Genomic DNA, 16,734 nt, shown 5'->3' on the forward strand with positions numbered 1-16,734 from the left:
TGGGAGCGAGCCTGCTCGCGAAAGCGGCCTGTCAGACGCTGCTTATTTATCAGTCAACGCAAACTGCGTCAGGCAGAACGTCGGAATGCCCATGTCCTGCAAGCGCTGCGAGCCTTGCAGCTCTGGCAGGTCAATGATCGCCGCCGCTTCATGTACCCGCGCGCCCATGCGGCGAATCAGGTTGGCTGCTGCGATCAGCGTGCCGCCGGTAGCGATCAGGTCATCGAACATCACCACCGAATCGCCTTCACACAGGCTGTCGGCGTGCACTTCCAGAAACGCTTCGCCGTACTCGGTCGCATAACCTTCGGCCAGTACGTCCGCCGGCAGTTTGCCTTGCTTGCGGAACAGCACCAGCGGCTTGTTCAACTGATAGGCCAGTACCGAACCGATCAGAAAACCACGGGCATCCATGGCGCCGATGTGGGTGAAGTCGGCTTCGACGTAGCGATGGGCGAAGCTGTCCATCACCAGGCGCAGGGCCGTCGGCGACTGGAACAGCGGGGTGATGTCGCGAAAGATCACGCCCGGTTTCGGGAAGTCGATCACGGGGCGGATCAGGGATTTGATGTCGAAGGAGTCGAAGACCATCGGGGTGTCCTGGCAGGGCTGCAAACGGCGCAGTATACCCGCGGCTGAAACGATTCGCTCAACCGCGGGTCGTGATCAGCCTTCGATCGAACCGCCGGCCAACGCGCACAGCTGGATCGGGTCGAGGATGTGGATTTCTTTGCCCTCGGCGGCGATCAATTCGTTCTGCTGAAAACGGGTGAACACCCGCGACACGGTTTCCACCGCCAGGCCCAGATAGTTACCGATTTCATTGCGCGACATGCTCAGGCGGAACTGGTTGGCCGAGAAGCCGCGAGCGCGGAAGCGTGCCGACAGGTTGACCAGGAAAGTAGCGATGCGCTCGTCAGCGGTTTTCTTCGACAGCAGCAGCATCATTTGCTGGTCGTCACGAATCTCGCGGCTCATCACCCGCATCAACTGGCGGCGCAGTTGCGGCAATTGCAGCGCGAGTTCATCAAGGCGCTCGAAGGGGATTTCGCAAACCGAAGTGGTTTCCAGCGCCTGGGCCGAGACCGGGTGTTTTTCGGTGTCCATGCCCGACAGTCCTACCAGTTCGCTCGGCAGGTGGAAACCGGTCAGTTGTTCTTCGCCGGCATCGCTCAGGCTGAAAGTCTTCAGGGCACCAGAGCGGACTGCATAAACGGAATCAAAGGTGTCGCCCTGGCGGAACAGGAATTCGCCTTTCTTCAGCGGGCGGCCGCGTTTAACGATTTCGTCGAGCGCATCCATGTCTTCCAGATTCAGAGAAAGTGGCAGGCAGAGCGGGGCCAGGCTGCAATCCTTGCAGTGGGCCTGGTTTTGAGCGCGCAGTTTGACTGGCTCGGACATTTCTTCAATCCTTGTGGGAAAACACACATAAGCCGTAAGGGTAACCCACGGGAGGACATTCAGGCCAGCACGTGGCGGCGTTGTCCTACAGACATAAAGCCGCAGCACCGGCGGCCGATAACCAAATATCAGTACTCATCCAAGGAAGGCCCCGATGACCGCCATTGGTACGCTAAGCCCCGGCAGCAGCGGCGTTGCTGCTTCGCCGGAGATGGCCAGCACCGACGCTGCAATCGATCGCGATGAAGACTTGGCGCACACGGCAACCCCGACCTTGGTCGAGGGCGTCAAAGTGTCGCTCTCCGGCGCGGCCATCGCCAAATCCGCCGCTGTCGGCGGCGAAAACAGTGACATCGACAACAGTGGCTTGCCGGAGAACATCCAGCAGTTGCTGAAGATGATTCGCAAGATCCAAAAAGAAATCATCGAGAAAAAAGCGCGCATGGCGGCGGTCATGTCAGACAGAACCCTATCCACCGAGGAAAAGATCAACAAGCTCGCCGCACTGCGGGGCGCCATCGCCGCCCTCAACAGTGGCCTGATCACCGCCAACCTCGCCCTGTCGAAAGTCATGAACCAGTCGGCGCTCAATCCTGACCAGAACCTCAAAGTCGGCTCGTTGCTGACCAAGCCTTAAATCACCCGCGAGAAACGCTGGCGGTTCTGCTGCTCCAGGTACGCATCGAAAACCATGCACACCGAGCGCACCAGCAATCGGCCCGCTGGCAACACCTCGATGCGCTCGCGCTCGAGTCTGATCAGGCCATCCTCGGCCATGCCTTGCAACTGCGGCCAGAGCGCGCCGAAATAGCCTTGAAAATCGATGTTGAACTGCTGCTCGATCTCGGCGAACTCGAGTTTGAAATTGCAGATCAGCTGCTGAATCACTGCGCGGCGCAAGCGGTCGTCGGCGTTGCACACCAGGCCGCGACTGGTCGCCAGCTGCGCGCTGGCCAGGCTGTTCTGATAGGCAGTGAGGTCGCTGCTGTTCTGGCAGTACAGATCGCCGATCTGGCTGATCGCCGACACGCCCAGGCCAATCAGGTCGCAATGGCCGTGGGTGGTGTAACCCTGGAAGTTGCGTTGCAGGGTGTGCTCTTCCTGGGCAATCGCCAGTTCGTCATCAGGCAGGGCGAAGTGGTCCATGCCGATGTAGCGGTAGCCGGCAGCGGTCAGTTGCTCGATGGTGCGCTGGAGCATTTCCAGCTTGTGCGCCGGGCTCGGCAGTTCGCTGCTGTTGATTCGCCGCTGGGGCATGAAGCGTTCCGGCAGGTGCGCATAGTTGAACACCGACAGGCGATCCGGTTGCAGGCTGATCACTTCCTCGACGGTGCGAGCGAAATTGTCGGGCGTCTGCTTGGGCAGGCCATAAATCAGATCGATGTTGATCGAGCGAAATTGCAGGGTTCGCGCCGCATCGATCACCGCGCGGGTTTCTTCCAGGCTTTGCAGGCGATTGACCGCGCGCTGCACCGCCGGGTCAAGATCCTGCAGGCCAATGCTGACCCGGTTGAAACCCAATTCACGCAACAGGCCCATGGTCGACCAGTCGGCTTCGCGCGGGTCGATTTCAATGCCGTAATCGCCCGAGTCATCGTTGAGCAAATTGAAATGCTTGCGCAGGTGCGCCATCAGCTGGCGCAATTCGTCGTGGCTGAGAAAGGTCGGTGTGCCGCCACCGAAATGCAGCTGCTCGACGGTTTGCGCCGGGTCGAGGTGGCAGGCAATCAACTGGATTTCCTGCTCAAGCCGTTGCAGATACGGCTGCGCGCGACCGCGATCCTTGGTGATGACCTTATTGCAGGCGCAGTAGTAGCAAATGTTCGCGCAGAACGGCACATGCACGTACAGCGACAACGGCCGCTGGGCCTTACGGCTGTCGCGCAGGGCGTGGAACAGGTCGAAAGTGCCGACCTGACCGTGAAATTGCACGGCGGTCGGATATGAGGTGTAGCGTGGCCCCGCCAGATCGTAGCGGCGGATCAGATCAGAGTCCCAACGAATGGCGTCGAGCATGCGGGCATTCCCCCGGATAGGCTGGCAGTGTGGCGAGTCTAGGGGAGGGCGTTACAGGGCATCTTGATTTGCATCAACGGCGAGGATTTGTGTTGTTCGTGCGGGCGTCTTCGCGAGCAGGCTCGCTCCCACATTGGATTTGCAGCGTACTCAAGACCTGTGGGAGCGAGCCTGCTCGCGAAGGCCGCGCCACACATTTAATGGCCCATAAGCCAATGCTGATGCGGGCCGGGAAGGGTCCACAGGCCAAACAGGATCACCAGCAAGCCACCCGCCATGCGCACGCTGCGTTTGCGCAGGATCGCCGTAACCCGCTCAGCCGCCAGCCCGGTGGCGAGCAGCACCGGCCAGGTGCCGAGGCCAAACGCAAGCATGAGCAATGCACTGTCCAGCGCATTACCCTGACTCGCGCTCCACAGCAAGGTGCTGTAAACCAGTCCGCACGGCAGCCAGCCCCACAGCGCACCGAGCAGCAAGGCACGCGGCAGGCTGGAAACCGGCAGCAAGCGATTCGCCACCGGTTGAATAAAGCGCCACAAACCACGCCCTACAGCTTCGATACGCGTCAACCCGCTCCACCAACCGGCCAGATACAAACCCATGGCGATCAGCAGCAACCCGGCCAGCACACGCATGAACAGCGCCGCCGGGCTGTTGGCGACGGCCCAGCCGGCGAGACCGATGAGCAATCCCGCCGTGGCATAACTGAGAATCCGCCCGAGGTTATACGCCAGCAACAGACGAAAGCGCCGGCTGCGCTGCTCTTTGGGAATCGCCAGGGTCAGCGCGCCCATCAGGCCGCCGCACATACCCAGACAGTGGCCGCCTCCGAGCAGGCCGAGGATCAGCGCCGAGACCAGCAGGGGCGCCAGTTCAAGCATGGGGCGGCGCCTTGTCGTCCGGTTTGCCGGCGTTGGCTTCGTCCACCGCAGCGGTGTGGTTGGGATCCTGATCGTCAAACAGGATGCTGTGCGCCGGGCCGTCGAGGTCGTCGTACTGGCCGCTGTCCACCGCCCAGAAGAAGATGTACACGGCGATGGCGACGATCAGCAAGGCAGCGGGAATCATCACGTAGAGAGCTGGCATGGGTAACTCCAGGCTCGCGCGGCTCAGGCCGGCAGCGGGCGGGTTTGGGTCGGGCTGCCGGCGGCCGGCGCGCTCGGCAGGCGAGTCAGGCGCAGGGCGTTGAGCACCACGGTCAGCGAACTGATCGACATACCGACCGCCGCCCACACCGGTGTGATCCAGCCGAGGGCGGCGAACGGCAACATGAGGCCATTGTACAGCGCCGCCCACAGCAGGTTTTCGATGATTACCCGGCGCGTGCGTCGCGCCAGCGTGAAGGCTTGCACCAGAGCGTCAAGGCGATTGGACAGCAACACTGCATCGGCGCTGGTTTTCGCCAGATCGGTGGCCGAGCCCATGGCCACGCTGATATCGGCCGCGGCCAGCACCGGCACGTCGTTGACGCCGTCGCCGAGCATCAGCACCTTGCGCCCTTCCTTGTGCAGTTGTTGCAGCACTTGCAGTTTGTCATCCGGGCGCAAGCCGCCACGGGCCTCGTCGATGCCCAGTTCGGCGGCGACACTGGCGACCATCGGCGAACTGTCGCCGGACAACAGCAAGGTGCGCCAGCCCCGCGCTTTGCAGGCCGCGAGCAGGGCGGGGGCATCGTCGCGCAGGCGATCGTCGAGGACGAACCATGCCAGCGGCCCCTGAGTGTCGGCGAGCAGCAACCATTGTCCGGCCTCATCAGGCATTGTTGGCAGTGCCGCGCCGCTCAGGGCACAGGCGAACGGCGCCTGACCGATGCGCAAGCGTTGCTCACCGACCACGCCTTCCAAGCCCAGGCCTGGTGTGCTGTGCACGTCCTCGGCGGCCAGCGGCGCACGCCCGAAAGCGCGGGCGATCGGGTGTTCCGAGCGGTTTTCCAGCGCAGCGGCAAGGCTCAGGCATTGTTCGCTGTCGAGCGCGCCGAGCGGGCGAATCGAGCGCAGCACCAAGCGACCTTCAGTGAGCGTGCCGGTCTTGTCGAAAATCACCGTGTCGATCTGGTTCAAGCCTTCCAGCACATGGCCGCGGGTCAGCAGCAGGCCGAGTTTGTGCAGGGTGCCGGTGGCGGCGGTGAGCGCGGTCGGCGTCGCCAGTGACAGCGCGCACGGGCAGGTCGCCACCAGCATGGCGAGGACGATCCAGAACGCCCGCGCTGAGTCCAGTTGCCACCACAGCACGCCGATCACTGCTGCGGCAATCAGCGACAGCAGCAGGAACCATTGCGCGGCGCGGTCGGCGATTTCTGCCAGACGCGGTTTCTCCGCCTGAGCGCGGTCGAGCAGGCGCACGATCGCGGAGAGACGCGTGTCCTGTCCCAGCGCCTGCACTTCGACGGTCAATGCGCCTTCGACATTGAGCGTGCCCGCAGTTACTGCATCGCCGAGCGTGCGTGGCTGTGGCAGGTATTCGCCAGTCAGCAGCGATTCGTCGATGCTCGACTGACCGTCGATGATCTTGCCGTCAGCCGGCAGAATCGAGCCCGGCTGCACCAGAATCCGCTCGCCCACGCGCAACTCGCTGAGCAGGATGCGTTCGCTCTGGCCATCGCTATCCAGGCGCAGGCACGAGGCCGGTAACAGATTGACCAGTTGCGCGGTGGCAGCAGCGGTGCGTTCGCGGGCGCGGCGTTCCAGATAGCGTCCGGCAAGCAGAAACAGCGCGAACATGCCGACAGCATCGAAGTACAGCTCGCCGACCCCGGTGATCGATGTCCAGATCCCGGCGATGTAAGCGCTGCCGATCGCCAGTGAAACAGAAACGTCCATGGTCAGGTGGCGCGTACGCAAATCGCGCATCGCGCCTTTGAAGAACGGCGCGCAGCTGTAGAACACGATGGGTGTGGTCAGAAACAGCGCGACCCAGCGCAGGATCGTGTGCAGCTCGGGACTGAGGTCGATGTTGAATTCCGGCCAGGTGGCCATGGTCGCCATCATCGCCTGAAACCACAGCAACCCGGCGACGCCGAGCTGGCGCAGGGCCAGGCGATTCTCGCTGGCCAGCTGTTCGCTGGCGCGGTCGGCCTGGTACGGGTGGGGGGCGTAACCGATGTGGCGCAGCTCGGCGAGGATCTGGCTCAGCGGCAATTGTGCGTCGGCCCAGCGCACATGCAGGCGATGGTTGGACAGGTTCAACCGCGCTTCGGCGACGGCGGGCAGGGTGCGCAGGTGTTTCTCGATCAGCCAGCCGCAGGCGGCGCAACTGATGCCTTCCATCAACAGCGTGGTTTCAGCCAGATCGCCTTCGTGGCGCACGAAGGGCTGCTGCACGTCGGCGCGGTCGTACAGCGCCAGTTCATCAGTCAGTTGCACCGGCAGCGCTTCGGGATTGGCCGACGCTTCGCTGCGATGCTGGTAATAGCTTTCCAGACCACCGGCGACGATGGCTTCGGCTACCGCCTGACAGCCCGGGCAGCAGAACTCGCGGGCCTGCCCGAGGACGACGGCGGTGAAGCGGCTGCCGGACGGGACGGGCAGGGCGCAGTGGTAGCAGGGGATTGGGGTGGTCATGGCATTGATGAGGGTGTGAGCCCTTGCATTGGGGGTGTTCGCTTGCCCTCACCCCAGCCCTCTCCCGGAGGGAGAGGGAGCCGATCGATGTGAGCCTGAAGAGCGGCTTCAGTCGCCGACATTGTCACTGTCATACGCCCCGCTTCCAAGCAACCGAGATCAGTCCCCTCTCCCTCCGGGAGAGGGCTAGGGTGAGGGGCTCTTGATTTTGATTCACTTCTTCAGATCTTCGGCACCCTGCAATGGCTCATCACCCAGCAGCAGTTCCTTGTCATGACTGACCAGCTCTTCTTCAAACATGCGCCACACGTGCTCGTCCTGGCTGCCAAGCAACTCGACAAACCGTCGCCCTTCAACCTTGTCGCTTAGCTGGCCGATGTAGCGCCCGCTCTCGCTGCCACTGCGGGTCAGAACGATCTTGCGATCCTTCTCCGGCTGGGTTGGCGAGATCAGGTTCAGCTCCAGCGTTTGCGGCTGGCTTTCACCGTTCAAGCGCAAGTCGACTTCCCCGGTCACATCATCCAGATGCACCGCTGCACGCAGCTTCAGGGTTTGCGCCAGCAGCTCGCGATCCAATGAACGGTTGATGCCTTTGCCCGCCTCGTAGTAGTTGTCGTTGACCAAGTTGTCCGGGTTGTTCACCGCGATGGTCACCATGGACAGGGTCAAGGCCACCGAGCAGGCCAGAATCGCGATGATGATCCACGGCCAGAGGTGCTTGTACCAGGGACTTGCGGCGTTTGCAGCGGGCATGTTCAAAATTCTCTCAACGGATTTGTGGGCCGATGAATCGGCTCTTGGCTTCAACGTGGACGCTGTCGTCATCGGCGTCCTTGAGGATGAATTTCACCTCGTTGGTGCTCGATGGCAGTTGTTCCGGTGCGCTGGACAATTCGACCGGCATGCTGACGATATCCCCGGCGGCAACCTTGATCTCGCGCTTGCCTTGCAGGCGCAGGTCCGGCAGACCCTCGGCTTGCAGCAGGTAAGTGTGGTCGCGCTGATCCTTGTTCATGATCTTCAGGCTGTAGACGTTCTCGATCCGGCCTTCGGCGTTTTCGCGGTACAGCACGCGGTCTTTGCTGACGTCGAAGCCGACCAGTGAACGCATGAAGAACGCAGCGACCAACAGGCTGATCATCGCCAGCAGCACCACGGCGTAGCCGATCAGGCGCGGTCGCAGTTTATGGGTTTTCTGCCCGGAGAGGTTGTGTTCGGTGGTGTAGCTGATCAGCCCGCGCGGGTAATCCATCTTGTCCATGATGCTGTCGCAAGCGTCGATGCACGCAGCGCAGCCGATGCACTCGATCTGCAGGCCATCGCGGATGTCGATGCCGGTCGGGCAGACCTGCACGCACATCGTGCAGTCGATGCAGTCACCCAGCCCCAGCGCCTTGTAGTCGATGCCTTTCTTGCGTGGGCCACGACTTTCGCCACGGCGCGGGTCGTAGGAAACGATCAGCGTGTCCTTGTCGAACATCACGCTCTGGAAGCGCGCATACGGGCACATGTAGATGCACACCTGCTCACGCAACCAACCGGCATTGCCGTACGTGGCGAGGGTGAAAAAACCGACCCAGAAATACGACCAGCCATCAGCCTGGCCGGTGAAGAACTCGATGACCAGTTCGCGGATCGGCGAGAAGTAGCCGACAAAGGTCATGCCGGTGACGAAACCGATCAGCAGCCACAGCGAGTGCTTGGCCAGCTTGCGCAAGAATTTGTTGGCGCTCATCGGCGCCTTGTCGAGCTTGATGCGCTGATTGCGGTCGCCTTCAGTGACCTTTTCACACCACATGAAAATCCACGTCCATACGCTCTGCGGGCAGGTGTAACCGCACCAGACGCGCCCGGCATAGACGGTGATGAAGAACAGGCCGAATGCAGCAATGATCAACAGGCCCGAAAGCAGAATGAAATCCTGTGGCCAGAAGGTCGCGCCAAAGATAAAGAACTTGCGCTCCGGCAGGTTCCACCAAACCGCCTGGTGACCGCCCCAGTTCAGCCACACCGTGCCGAAATACAGCAGAAACAACGCCGCACCGCCGAGCATCCGCAGATTGCGGAACAGGCCGGTGAAGGCGCGGGTGTAGATTTTTTCTCGTGAGGCATAAAGATCGACGCTGTTGTTCGCGTTCTTGCTCGGTGGCGTGACGTCGTGTACCGGAATCTGATTGCTCATCATTGCATCCCACGGCAGTGGAAAAATGCCTCGGTCGATACGTGCCAACCGAGGTCAAAAAGGCTGTTGCAGTAGCGCGATGATACGCCTGCCGCTCTGGCTCAAGGGTGCGACCTTTGGTCGCGTTGGGTAAAAAATGCGGATGGTGTAGCGATTGCGCAAAAGCCTGACGCAGATCAATTGACTTGTTGAGTATGGACGGTTTTGCCGAAGTGGCTAGTTCATCCTTTCAATTGCTTGTTCACTCACTGCCGTTGATTTCGCAAGTTGAATAACACCCGTGATTGTTTTCATTCTGGCGACAAGTAAGGCCGGACGCTACGGGTTTCTATTGATTGGTATGTTGTAAGTTGGTGGGTCTGAAATATATTCACTCGATTGTTGTTGGTGAAGGCTTTGAAGTTTTCGCTGTATTCGAATAAGTTCTGTTCGCGCGAAACTTCTTTTGCGTATCGAAAATTAATTGAAATGGAATTTCAAGCATGGCTTTGAATAAATTCATGAGCACCTTTATGGGTGCTTGTCTGGTAGCTTCGGCTATTACCGCTCAGGCTACAACTGGCATGCCGAAACATATGGTCTTTACTTCGGATACTCAATATCCATGGACAGACAAGACCGATATCCGCGAGCCCGAATCGGATTCAGAATTCACGGCGCGCTCGAAATGGCTGATTGAAACCCAACTTGCAAGCATTGCCGAATTCAGAAATCTACACGGCTCCCAAGCGCAGGTTCCTTTGATGATCAATGGCGATATAACCGCTTTTGGTCATGGCTGGCAGCGCTCGTTCATGAAGGATTCGCTGAACAGGCACTTCAAGGGTGAATATCTTTACGGCTTGGGCAATCACGACTATGAAAACAATGTTGATGATTGCTTTACCAATAACTGTGCTGCAGGAAGTATTGTCGAGTTCAAAGAACATCATGAGGGTAAAGTCGATAACTTTGATCTGAAAATCACGGACGGTTTTCTGAGCAAGACGTATGCCGGTAGTCTCGCCTATTCGAAAAATATCGGCGAAGTGCATATGGTTCAGCTCAATAACGAGCCGACCTACACTACCCGGATTGCTCATCCGTTGAACCCGACGACGTTCGAAATCAACGACGCACTGGACTGGCTCGAGACCGATCTGCGACTGGCGCGAGCGTCGGGCTACGCCATCATTATCAATATGCATAAACCCTTGCGGCATCAAGGCAGCCCCGAGCAAAAGAAGCGTTTCCATGACATGGTCAACAAGTACCAGGTGACGGCCATTTTCGCCGGCCACCTGCATACCGAGGGAGGAAGTTCCTACTGGGAGGGCAGCGTCCCCATGTATCTCAGCGGAAGCACCTCTCAGCAAACCTACCTGACTGCGAATTTCACCGAGGATCGCAAGCAGTTGCAGGTCTATCTGGTGAAGAACAACCAGTGGCGTGAGCGGACGCTGATCGATACCACGGTTGTGCATTCAATCTTTGCCCAACGCCCATGAAAAAAGCCCCGCCGGTGATAAGGCGGGGTGTTCAGCACTCAGTTATTGGCAGCGATCCATGGGTTGATCAGATTGACGCCGCTGAGTTGAAAGTCCGCAATGTTGCGAGTTACCAGCGTAAGCCCGTGCACAAGCGCGGTGGCGGCGATCAAGGCGTCGCATTCACTGCTGCGGTCGGGAACATGCAATCGTGCGCACCGGGTGGCGACGTTGGTATCGACCGGCAGGATTCTTCCAGAGAACGCCGGTTTGACGTGGTGTTCCAGCCAGTTGCGCAGCAGCTGGCCTTGTGAAGGGTCACGACGTTCGATACGCAGGACGCCCGTTTCCAGTTCCAGCACAGTGATTGCGGATAGATACAGGCTGGCTGGGGAAACGCTGTTTGCCCATTTCACCACATGCTTGTCGGCTTGGTTTTTCCGCAGCTCGGAAACTACATTAGTATCCAGTAGAAACATCAGGAAAGGTCCACGCTGCGAGGATTGATGACAGCGCGCTCGGGTTCGAATTCGATTTCAAGCGCTTTCGGCATCGCCAGCAGCTCAACGATGCTGGTCTCGCAACCGGTCAGTTTCTGGTACTCCTCGATGCTGAGCAATACGTGGGCAGGCCTGCCTCGGTCAGTAATGATTACTGGACCTTGACGAGTGGCTTTTTTGGCTGCACTGGTGTCCTGATTGAACTCGCGGCTGGAAATAGTGGTGATGGCCATCATGTTTGGCCTCCAGAAATTCTGATGTAGGAACGTTACTATTTTGAGATTTTCCCCGCAATCGGAAAGGCAGGTCGGGGACGATCGGTTTGTCAATTTCATAAGGCACCGGCGAAGGCGCCTCTCGCCAAGGCGCGAGGCGCTGGATACAGGGCGTAAATTCGGTGTTTTTGCTGCCCTTGTCAGAGCAATCTACCGCCGCCGAGGCCGTCGAGTCCGCCACCGTGGCCGGGGCTGTTCATGGTTTGCTGCGATACCTTGAGTAACGGTTTCACAGGTGTTCGTTCGAACCCTGCCCTGTGGGTAGAGCCGGGTTGAGGCTGATTTTGCAGTGTGCTTTGGTGATCTTTCGACATTGGGGCTTCATCCTTGAAGTGGACCCGATAGGCTTATCGGGCGAAAAAACCTACCGTGCATCGCAGCTCAGGTCCATTGAGCAAGCGTTTCGAATCATGAATGCGAGCATGCAAAAAGGCCCCGCCAATTCCCATTGGCGGGGCCTTTTTTGCTTCAAGCGTTGGCCTTAATCAGCCTTCGCCTCCGGTGTTTTTTCACCATGGGACAAACTGTAAACATACGCCGCCAGCAGGTGCACCTTGTCATTGCCCTGCAGTTGTTCCTGCGCAGGCATCTGGCCCTGACGACCGTAACGGATGGTCTGCTGCAGTTGCGCGAAGCTTGAGCCGTAGATGAATGCGCCCGGATGGGTCAGGTCAGGCGCACCCATGGCCGGCGTGCCTTTGCCGGCAGGGCCGTGGCAAGCCACGCAGTTGGCGGCGAAGAGTTTCTGGCCGTTGGCCGGGTCGGCCTTGGTGCCTTCCGGCAATTTACGGCCGTCGAGATTGGTCACCACGTAAGCAGCCACATCGGCCACGCCTTGCTCACCGATCACTTCCGCCCACGCCGGCATCACCGCGTGGCGGCCGCCCATGATGGTGGTCTTGATGGTTTCCGGCTCACCGCCCCAGCGCCAGTCGGCGTCGGTCAGGTTGGGGAAGCCGTAGGCGCCCTTGGCGTCGGAACCGTGGCACACCGAGCAGTTGGACGCGAACAGACGGCCGCCCATCTTCAGTGCTTGCGGATCCTTGGCGACTTCTTCGATCGGCATCGCCGCGAACTTGGCGAAAATCGGACCGAAGCGAGCGTCCGAACGGGCCATTTCCTTTTCCCACTCGTGGACGCCGGTCCAGCCGGTCTGGCCGTTAGCGAACGCGGTCTGTTTCTCGGTATCCAGATAGTTGTAGCCCGGCAGCAGACCTTTCCAGTTGCCCAGACCCGGGTACAGCACCAGATAACCCAGGGCAAAAATGATGGTGCCGACGAACAGCATGAACCACCATTTCGGCAGCGGGTTGTCGTACTCCTCGATCCCGTCGAAGGAGTGGCCGACCGTCTCGTCCGTCTGTTCGCTGCGCTGGCCCTTGCGGGTCGACAGCAGCAGCCAGGTCAGGGCGAAGATCGTACCGAGACTGAGGACTGTGACGTACAGACTCCAGAATGTAGTCATTCTTTGTTACTCCTAGAAGCTTGCTCGACGTGCTTGATGGCTTCGGGATCATCGGCAAAAGGCAGCATGGTCGCGTCGTCAAACTCTGACTTGCGCTTGGGGCTGAACACCCACAAGGCCAGACCGATGAAGGCCACCATCACGACAACGGTGCCCAGGCCTCGAATCATCCCGATATCCATCAGATTCACCGTTTGCTTTTGATGATGGTGCCCAGGCCTTGCAGATAGGCCACCAGCGCGTCCATTTCGGTTTTGCCCTTCACGGCATCCTGTGCACCGGCGATGTCTTCGTCGGTGTACGGCACGCCGAGGGTGCGCAAGACTTCCATTTTTTTCGCGGTTTCCTTGCCGTCGAGCTTGTTTTCCACGAGGAACGGGTAAGCCGGCATTTTCGACTCGGGGACCACGTTGCGCGGGTTGTACAAGTGCGCACGTTGCCAGTCATCGGAGTAACGACCGCCCACACGGGCCAGATCCGGGCCGGTACGTTTGGAACCCCACAGGAACGGGTGGTCCCAGACGCTTTCACCGGCGACCGAATAGTGGCCATAGCGTTCAGTTTCAGCGCGGAACGGGCGGATCATCTGCGAGTGGCAGCCGACACAACCGTTGGCGATGTACACGTCGCGGCCTTCCAGTTCCAGCGCCGAGCGCGGCTTCATGCCCTCGACCGGCTTGTTGGTGACGTCCTGGAAGAACAGCGGAACAATTTGGGTCAGGCCACCGACGCTGACGGCGATGACCATGAAGAAGGCCAGCAGGCCAATATTCTTCTCGACAGCTTCATGCTTCATCAGTGAGCTCCAACGACGGCAATCTTGGCGGCGGCTTCGGCTTCAACCGGATCCGACGCACGGACAGTGCGGTACACGTTGTAAGCCATCAGCAGCATGCCGCTGGCAAAGAAAGCACCGCCCAGCGCACGGACGATGAAGCCCGGGTGGCTGGCCTGCAGCGCTTCGACGAACGAGTAGGTGAGGGTGCCGTCATCGTTGATTGCACGCCACATCAGGCCCTGGGTGATGCCGTTGACCCACATCGAAGCGATGTAGAGCACGGTGCCGATGGTGGCGAGCCAGAAGTGCGCATTGATCAGCCCGGTGCTGTGCATCTGCGCCCGGCCGAACAGTTTCGGGATCATGTGGTAGATCGCGCCGATCGAGATCATCGCTACCCAACCGAGGGCGCCGGCGTGTACGTGGCCGATGGTCCAGTCGGTGTAGTGCGAGAGCGAGTTTACGGTCTTGATCGCCATCATCGGCCCTTCGAAGGTCGACATGCCGTAGAACGCCAGCGATACCACGAGGAAGCGCAGGATCGGGTCGGTGCGCAATTTATGCCAGGCGCCCGACAGGGTCATCATGCCGTTGATCATGCCGCCCCAGCTTGGCGCCAGGAGGATGATCGACATCGCCATGCCCAGCGATTGTGCCCAGTCCGGCAGGGCGGTGTAGTGCAGGTGGTGCGGGCCGGCCCAGATGTACAGGGTGATCAGCGCCCAGAAGTGCACGATCGACAGACGATAGGAGTAGATCGGGCGTTCGGCCTGTTTCGGCACAAAGTAGTACATCATCCCGAGGAAACCGGTGGTCAGGAAGAAGCCCACCGCGTTGTGGCCATACCACCACTGGATCATCGCGTCAGTGGCGCCGGAGTAGGCCGAGTACGACTTGAACAGGCTGACCGGCAGCGACATGTGGTTGACGATGTGCAGCATCGCGGTGACCACGATGAACGCGCCGTAGAACCAGTTGCCCACATAGATGTGCTTGGTTTTGCGCTTGGTGATGGTGCCGAAGAACACCAGACCGTAAGTGACCCAGACAATCGCCAGCAGAATCGCGATCGGCCATTCCAGTTCGGCGTATTCCTTGGTGGTGGTGTAACCCAGCGGCAAGGTGATGATGGCGCCGACGATGACCGCTTGCCAGCCCCAGAAGGTGAAGGCCGCGAGGCTGTCGGAAATCAGTCGCGTCTGGCAGGTTCGCTGCACGACATAGTAGGAAGTGGCAAACAGTGCACAACCGCCGAAGGCGAAAATCACCAGGTTTGTGTGCAACGGGCGCAAGCGTCCAAAGCTCGTCCACGGCAGACCGAAGTTCAGTTCCGGCCAGACCAGTTGCGAGGCGATGAAGACACCGAGCCCCATGCCAAGGATCCCCCAGACCACCGTCATGATGGCGAACTGGCGGACTACCTTATAGTTATAAGCAGTCGGACTGATTGCTGTGCTCATTCTAAGGTTCCACGGTTTGGGTATTTTTATAGGGATAAAATCGGCCGCAAGTATGTATAAAGCAGGGGGTCATTGCAACGCGCCATGACCTGGGTCAATGCTTTCCAACGCTGATTCTGCGGCCTTTCCATGCGCCGCGTAGGGTCAAAAATGGCCTCTGACAAAATGTCGCAGTGTGCGTAAAAAGCTCGCAATTCGGATCGCCGTCAACGGTGCCCGTTCACAGGTCGTGATCGGGAAATTGCGGGCAATCGGCGCAACAGCCGTTATCTACCTGCGTTTGCGGCGAATCCATCAACCGGTTCACGGCGCGCATCGTTCGGGATTGATCTGGAAACTGACTTCAGCCGGTCCGCTTCGATGAAGCGTAGACCCGAATCCGGGGTTCCGAAAGGAGAGGATCCAAGGGGTGCGACAATGCGTCGCAAAGGGGCGGGAAACTGCCGCAGCGAGAAAGCTGCGGCAGTGGTGTGCGCAATTGCTATTTCTTGTTGTCTTCAGTTATCAGTTTTTCTGTGTTCAATCCGTGGCTCAGGCTGTACACATAAGCGGCAAGCAATTGCACTTTATCGTTGCCCAGCAATTCGTTCTGCGCTGGCATATGCCCCTGACGACCATGGCGGATGGTCTGTTCCAGTTGGGTCAGGCTGGTGCCATAAATGAAGCCGGCCGGATGGGTCAGGTTTGGCGCGCCCATCGCCGCAGTGCCCTGGCCGGTGACGCCATGACAGGCAACGCAAGTGGTACTGAACGCTTGCTGCCCGGCTTGCAGATCTGCCTTGCTGTCGGCAGGTAGCGGCAGGCCCGCCAGTTCGTGGCGCACATACGCGGCAACGTTTTTCACCCCGGCCTCACCGAGCACTTCGCCCCAGGCCGGCATCGCCGCCATGCGGCCGCCCATGATGGTGGTCTTGATCGTCTCGGCATCGCCGCCCCAGCGCCAGTCGCTGTCGGCGAGGTTAGGGAAGCCGAACGCGCCCTTGGCATCTGAGCCGTGGCACACCGAGCAATTGGAGGCGAACAGACGACCGCCCATTTTCAGCGCCTGCGGATCCTTGGCCACTTCTTCCAGCGGCATCGCCGCGAATTTGGCGAAGATCGGTCCGAACCGGGCGTCCGCCTTGTTCATTTCCTTTTCCCATTCGTGCACGCCGGTCCAGCCATCCTCATAGCCGGGCAGGATGCCTTTCCAGTTGCCCAGGCCCGGATAGAGAATCAGATAACCCACCGAGAACACCAGCGTGCCGGCGAACAGCATGAACCACCACTGCGGCAGCGGGTTGTCGTACTCCTCGATGCCGTCGAAGCTGTGGCCCATGGTCTGGTCGACACTGCCCTTGGTCTCGCCCCGGCGGGTGCCGATCAGCAGCCAGGTCAGGCCGATCAGGCTGCCAATGGTCAGTACGCAGATCCACGTACTCCAGAAGGTGGTCATGGCCGGGTACTCCTTGTTTCAGGGGCTGAAATTGTTTCGGGTAGTGGTTCGTCGGCGAACGGCAGCAGGCGTGCTTCGGCGAATTCCGGGGTGCGCTTGCGGTTGAACACCCACAAGGTCAAACCGACGAAGGCGACGAACACCACGACCGTGCCGAGGCCGCGAATCAGGCCTGCACTCATTTCAATGACCATGG

General features: G+C 59.7%; 18 protein-coding genes. 2 read left to right on the plus strand and 16 right to left on the minus strand.

Annotated elements, in window-relative coordinates; translation table 11 throughout:
• Positions 1 to 42: 42 nt before the first annotated feature.
• Positions 43 to 591, minus strand: coding sequence for an adenine phosphoribosyltransferase (locus tag AB9L16_RS08420; protein ID WP_024012326.1), 549 nt, complete (start codon positions 589 to 591; stop codon positions 43 to 45).
• A 75-nt stretch (positions 592 to 666) separates the two neighbouring features.
• On the minus strand, positions 667 to 1,401 hold the full coding sequence (fnr, locus tag AB9L16_RS08425; RefSeq protein WP_375123355.1) for a fumarate/nitrate reduction transcriptional regulator Fnr: 735 nt from the start codon (positions 1,399 to 1,401) through the stop codon (positions 667 to 669).
• Between the two features lie 154 nt (positions 1,402 to 1,555).
• On the opposite strand from fnr, the gene AB9L16_RS08430 reads away from it, so the two are divergent.
• A complete protein-coding gene (locus AB9L16_RS08430; protein ID WP_375123356.1) occupies positions 1,556 to 2,038 on the plus strand; it encodes a hypothetical protein in 483 nt (160 codons plus the stop codon).
• On the opposite strand, the gene hemN is transcribed toward AB9L16_RS08430, so the two are convergent.
• The 6 genes from hemN to ccoG all read right to left on the minus strand — a co-directional run bounded on the left by hemN (position 2,035) and on the right by ccoG (position 9,159).
• On the minus strand, positions 2,035 to 3,417 hold the full coding sequence (hemN, locus tag AB9L16_RS08435; protein ID WP_252887620.1) for an oxygen-independent coproporphyrinogen III oxidase: 1,383 nt from the start codon (positions 3,415 to 3,417) through the stop codon (positions 2,035 to 2,037). The two genes, AB9L16_RS08430 and hemN, sit on opposite strands and share 4 nt — an antisense overlap.
• A gap of 197 nt (positions 3,418 to 3,614) precedes the next feature.
• On the minus strand, positions 3,615 to 4,298 hold the full coding sequence (locus tag AB9L16_RS08440) for a sulfite exporter TauE/SafE family protein (RefSeq protein WP_150635821.1): 684 nt from the start codon (positions 4,296 to 4,298) through the stop codon (positions 3,615 to 3,617).
• The gene (gene ccoS / locus AB9L16_RS08445) at positions 4,291 to 4,503 is read right to left on the minus strand and encodes a cbb3-type cytochrome oxidase assembly protein CcoS (RefSeq protein WP_039763029.1); all 213 of its coding nucleotides are present in this window, start codon (positions 4,501 to 4,503) and stop codon (positions 4,291 to 4,293) included. The genes AB9L16_RS08440 and ccoS overlap by 8 nt, the downstream gene beginning before the upstream one ends.
• 23 nt (positions 4,504 to 4,526) lie before the next feature.
• Positions 4,527 to 6,977, minus strand: a complete 2,451-nt coding sequence (locus tag AB9L16_RS08450; RefSeq protein ID WP_375123357.1) for a heavy metal translocating P-type ATPase — start codon at positions 6,975 to 6,977, stop codon at positions 4,527 to 4,529.
• Between the two features lie 213 nt (positions 6,978 to 7,190).
• Positions 7,191 to 7,730, minus strand: coding sequence for a FixH family protein (locus AB9L16_RS08455; RefSeq protein ID WP_375123358.1), 540 nt, complete (start codon positions 7,728 to 7,730; stop codon positions 7,191 to 7,193).
• 13 nt (positions 7,731 to 7,743) lie between these two features.
• Entirely contained in the window at positions 7,744 to 9,159 is a 1,416-nt protein-coding gene (gene ccoG, locus AB9L16_RS08460; RefSeq protein WP_073474016.1) for a cytochrome c oxidase accessory protein CcoG, read from the minus strand.
• A gap of 482 nt (positions 9,160 to 9,641) precedes the next feature.
• On the opposite strand from ccoG, the gene AB9L16_RS08465 reads away from it, so the two are divergent.
• Positions 9,642 to 10,646, plus strand: coding sequence for a metallophosphoesterase family protein (locus tag AB9L16_RS08465; RefSeq protein ID WP_375123359.1), 1,005 nt, complete (start codon positions 9,642 to 9,644; stop codon positions 10,644 to 10,646).
• A 38-nt stretch (positions 10,647 to 10,684) separates the two neighbouring features.
• Here AB9L16_RS08465 and AB9L16_RS08470 read toward each other — a convergent pair whose 3' ends face one another.
• The 8 genes from AB9L16_RS08470 to AB9L16_RS08505 all read right to left on the minus strand — a co-directional run bounded on the left by AB9L16_RS08470 (position 10,685) and on the right by AB9L16_RS08505 (position 16,732).
• A complete protein-coding gene (locus AB9L16_RS08470) occupies positions 10,685 to 11,104 on the minus strand; it encodes a type II toxin-antitoxin system VapC family toxin (protein ID WP_375123360.1) in 420 nt (139 codons plus the stop codon).
• Positions 11,104 to 11,358, minus strand: coding sequence for a type II toxin-antitoxin system Phd/YefM family antitoxin (locus AB9L16_RS08475; RefSeq protein WP_375123759.1), 255 nt, complete (start codon positions 11,356 to 11,358; stop codon positions 11,104 to 11,106). Before AB9L16_RS08475 ends, AB9L16_RS08470 begins: the two co-directional genes overlap by 1 nt.
• A gap of 523 nt (positions 11,359 to 11,881) precedes the next feature.
• Positions 11,882 to 12,865 carry a cytochrome-c oxidase, cbb3-type subunit III gene (gene ccoP, locus AB9L16_RS08480; RefSeq protein ID WP_375123361.1) on the minus strand — a complete coding sequence of 328 codons (984 nt, stop codon included), beginning with the start codon at positions 12,863 to 12,865 and terminating at the stop codon, positions 11,882 to 11,884.
• The gene (locus AB9L16_RS08485; RefSeq protein WP_016775513.1) at positions 12,862 to 13,047 is read right to left on the minus strand and encodes a CcoQ/FixQ family Cbb3-type cytochrome c oxidase assembly chaperone; all 186 of its coding nucleotides are present in this window, start codon (positions 13,045 to 13,047) and stop codon (positions 12,862 to 12,864) included. Before AB9L16_RS08485 ends, ccoP (AB9L16_RS08480) begins: the two co-directional genes overlap by 4 nt.
• Positions 13,048 to 13,052: 5 nt before the next feature.
• The gene (gene ccoO / locus AB9L16_RS08490) at positions 13,053 to 13,661 is read right to left on the minus strand and encodes a cytochrome-c oxidase, cbb3-type subunit II (protein WP_007917161.1); all 609 of its coding nucleotides are present in this window, start codon (positions 13,659 to 13,661) and stop codon (positions 13,053 to 13,055) included.
• Positions 13,661 to 15,103: a cytochrome-c oxidase, cbb3-type subunit I gene (ccoN, locus tag AB9L16_RS08495; RefSeq protein WP_024012334.1), complete on the minus strand. Its 1,443-nt coding sequence runs from the start codon at positions 15,101 to 15,103 to the stop codon at positions 13,661 to 13,663. The genes ccoO and ccoN overlap by 1 nt, the downstream gene beginning before the upstream one ends.
• A gap of 481 nt (positions 15,104 to 15,584) precedes the next feature.
• On the minus strand, positions 15,585 to 16,538 hold the full coding sequence (gene ccoP / locus AB9L16_RS08500; protein WP_375123362.1) for a cytochrome-c oxidase, cbb3-type subunit III: 954 nt from the start codon (positions 16,536 to 16,538) through the stop codon (positions 15,585 to 15,587).
• Positions 16,535 to 16,732 (minus strand): cbb3-type cytochrome c oxidase subunit 3, encoded by a 198-nt coding sequence (locus AB9L16_RS08505; RefSeq protein ID WP_016773878.1) that lies wholly within the window; start codon positions 16,730 to 16,732, stop codon positions 16,535 to 16,537. Before AB9L16_RS08505 ends, ccoP (AB9L16_RS08500) begins: the two co-directional genes overlap by 4 nt.
• Positions 16,733 to 16,734: the final 2 nt, after the last annotated feature.

Source organism: Pseudomonas sp. LW8, from assembly GCF_041956865.1.
GTDB classification, from domain to species: domain Bacteria; phylum Pseudomonadota; class Gammaproteobacteria; order Pseudomonadales; family Pseudomonadaceae; genus Aquipseudomonas; species Aquipseudomonas siliginis.